The sequence below is a fragment of the Kitasatospora sp. NPDC032121 genome (assembly GCF_055580145.1).
Genome location: NZ_JBVILX010000046.1, coordinates 1 through 3,629, shown reverse-complemented (window position 1 = coordinate 3,629; position 3,629 = coordinate 1). Strand labels below are relative to the sequence as shown.

The window sequence follows — 3,629 nt, the reverse complement described above, 5'->3', positions numbered from 1 at the left end:
GCGGCCACTCCACCAGACCCGCACCCTCAGCGACCGACGCACCCTCCGCCAGCACACCCGAGACATGACGGACCCACTCCGACGAGCCCTCGGCCTGACCGTGCACAGCCACCGAACGACGCCCGGACGCGTCCACCGCGCCCACCGTCACCTGAACCTGCACACCACCCGACTCCGGAAGCACCAACGGCACCTCCAGCGTCAGCTCCTCCACCAGCGAGCAACCCACCTGGTCACCCGCCCGCACCGCCAACTCCACGAACGCCGTGCCCGGAACGATCACCGAACCCAGCACCGCATGATCGGCCAGCCACGGGTGCGACTCCACCGACAGACGCCCCGTGAACAGGAAGCCCTCCGCATCGGCGAGAGCCACCGCCGCACCCAACAGCGGGTGATCGGCCGCACCGAGACCGGCGGCCGTCATGTCGCCGGCGAGCGACGGGACGTGGAGCCAGAAGCTCTCACGCTCGAACGCGTACGTCGGCAGGTCGACCCGCCGGGCACCGGCCCGGGAGGCCAGGCTGCTCCAGTCCGCGGCGGCACCGTGGGCGAACGCCGTCGCCAGCGCGGAGACCGCGGTTCGCGGCTCCGGTCGCTCGGCACGCAGCGCCGGTACGAACACCCCACCGTCGACGCACTCCTGGCCCATGGCCGACAGCACACCGTCGGGGCCGAGCTCGACGAAGGTGGTGACACCCTTGGCTTCGAGGGCCCGCATGCCGTCGGCGAAGCGGACGGCCTGGCGCACGTGCCGGACCCAGTACTCGGGCGAGCACAGCTCCTCCGCCGTGGCCATGTCCCCGGTGACGTTGGAGACGACCGGGATGCGCGGGGCGCTGTACGTCAGCCCCTCGGCGACGGCCCGGAACTCCTCCAACATCCCGTCCATCAGCGGCGAGTGGAACGCGTGCGAGACACTCAGCCGCTTGGTCTTCTCGAACTGCCCGGCGATCGCTAGGACTTCGGACTCCTCGCCCGAAACCACCACGGAGTCAGGCCCGTTGATCGCCGCGATGCTCACCTGGGCGGTCAGCAGCGGCAGGATCTCGGCCTCGGCGGCCTTGACCGCCACCATCGCGCCGCCCTCCGGCAGCGCCTGCATCAGCCGGCCACGCGCCGCCACCAGGGCGACGGCGTCGTCCAGCGAGAGGACACCCGCGACATGCGCGGCCACCAGCTCACCGATCGAGTGGCCCACCAGGAAGTCCGGACGGACCCCCCAGCTCTCGAAGAGCCGGAACAGCGCGGTCTCCACCGCGAACAGCGCGACCTGGGTGAACTCCGTCCGGGCGAGAACCGCGGCGTCGTCACCGAACACGGCGTCACGCAGCGGGAGTTCGACCCGCGCGCAGACCGCGTCGAAGGCCTCCGCGAACACCGGGAAGGCCTCGTACAGCTCACGCCCCATCCCCGGACGCTGGCTCCCCTGCCCCGTGAACAGGAACGCCAGCTTCCCGCCGCCGGCCAGGCCCTGGACCACCTGCGGGTCGGACTGGCCGTCGGCCAGTGCCCGCAGTCCGGCGATCAGGGCGTCCCGGTCCTCGCCGAGGACCACGGCCCGCTGCTCCAGGACCGTGCGGGTGGTCACCAGCGAGTGCGCGACGTCGGCGACCGGAAGCCGGTCGTCGGCCGTCAACAGCGCGTGCAGGCGCTCGGCCTGGCGCCGCAGGGAGTCCTCTCCCCGTGCGGTGACGACGAACGGCGTGACGGCGGCCGGGGCCGCGTCCGTCCCGGCGACGGCCGTGGCCGGCCGCTTCTCCGCCGGGGCCTGCTCGATGATCGTGTGGGCGTTGGTGCCGCTGATGCCGAAGGAGGAGACGGCCGCGCGGCGCGGGCGTCCGGTCTCCGGCCACGGCCGGGCCTCGGTCAGCAGCTCGACCGCGCCCTGCGTCCAGTCGATGTGCGGGGACGGCTCGTCCACGTGCAGGGTCTGCGGCAGGACACCGGCGCGGATCGCCATCACCATCTTGATGACGCCCGCGACACCGGCGGCGGCCTGGGTGTGGCCCAGGTTGGACTTCAGCGACCCGAGCCAGAGCGGCTCTTCGGTGCGCTCCTGGCCGTAGGTGGCGAGCAGCGCCTGGGCCTCGATCGGGTCGCCCAGCGAGGTGCCGGTGCCGTGCGCCTCGACCACGTCGATCTGGTCGGAGCTGAGGCGGGCGTTGGCGAGCGCCTGGCGGATGACCCGCTGCTGGGACGGCCCGTTGGGGGCGGTCAGGCCGTTGCTGGCACCGTCCTGGTTGATCGCGCTGCCGCGCATGACCGCCAGCACCTGGTGGCCGTTGCGCTGCGCGTCGGACAGCCGCTCGACGAGCAGCATGCCGACGCCCTCGGACCAGCCGGTGCCGTCCGCCGCGGCGGCGAACGACTTGCAGCGCCCGTCGGCCGCCAGGCCGCGCTGCTTGCTGAACTCGATGAAGGTGCCGGGGGTGGCCATCACGGTCACACCGCCGGCGAGAGCCATGGTGCACTCGCCGTTGCGCAGGGCCTGGGCGGCCAGGTGGAGGGCGACCAGCGAGGAGGAGCAGGCCGTGTCGACGGTGACCGCCGGGCCCTCAAGACCGAAGGTGTACGCCAGGCGGCCGGACAGCACGCTGCCCGCGTTGCCGGTGCCGAGGTAGCCCTCGATCTCCTCGGGGATGGTCTGCAGGCGTGCGGCGTAGTCGTGGTACATCACGCCGGCGAAGACGCCGGTGGCGCTGCCCTTCATCGAGGCCGGGTCGATGCCCGCGCGCTCGAACGCCTCCCAGGACGTCTCCAGCAGCAGGCGCTGCTGCGGGTCCATGGCGAGCGCCTCGCGCGGCGAGATGCCGAAGAACACCGGGTCGAAGCGGTCCGCGTCGTGCAGGAAGCCGCCCTCGCGGGTGTACGTCGTGCCGGAGCGGACGGACTCGGGGTCGTACAGGCCCTCGACGTCCCAACCGCGGTTGGTCGGGAAGAGCGAGATGCCGTCGCCGCCGCCGAGCACGAGCTGCCACAGGTCCTCGGGCGAGGCGACCCCGCCCGGGTAGCGGCAGGCCATGCCGACGATCGCGATCGGCTCGTCGTCCCCGCCCGCGGCCGTCTGGGCCTTCACGACCGCGGTGGCCGCGGCCGGTTCGAGGTGTCCGAGCAGTTCGGTGTGCAGGTGGTCGGCCAGGGCGGCGGGCGTCGGGTAGTCGAAGACCAGCGTGGCCGGCAGGCGCAGGCCGGTGGCCGCGTTGAGGCGGTTGCGCAGTTCGACGGCGGTCAGCGAGTCGAAGCCCAGCTCACGGAAGGCCCGGACGGCGTCCACCGCGTCGGCGGACGGGTAGCCCAGCGCCGTGGCGGCGTTGCCGCGGACCAGGTCCAGCAGCGAACGGTGCTGCTCCTCGACCGACAGGGCGCTCAACTGGCCCACCAGCGTGGCGGCGGAGCCGCTGCTGACGTCCACCTTGCGGCGGCGCGGGATACGGACGAGTCCGCGCAGCAGCGGCGGGACGTCGCCGGTGCCGACCGCCGTGACGGGGTCGAGGTGCATCGGGAGGACCAGGGCGCGCTCCAGCGTGAGCACACCGTCGAACAGGGCCAGGCCCTCCTGGGCGCGCAGCGGGGCGACGCCCGCGCGAGCAAGGCGGCGGACGTCGGCCTCGCTCAGGGCGGCGGAC

The 3,629-nt window shown here is 73.2% G+C and carries 1 protein-coding gene; it reads right to left on the bottom strand.

All coding sequences use genetic code 11. The features are described from left to right. On the bottom strand, positions 1-3,629 hold a 3,629-nt coding region (locus ACZ5OX_RS38955), incomplete at both ends, for a type I polyketide synthase (RefSeq protein WP_465636931.1).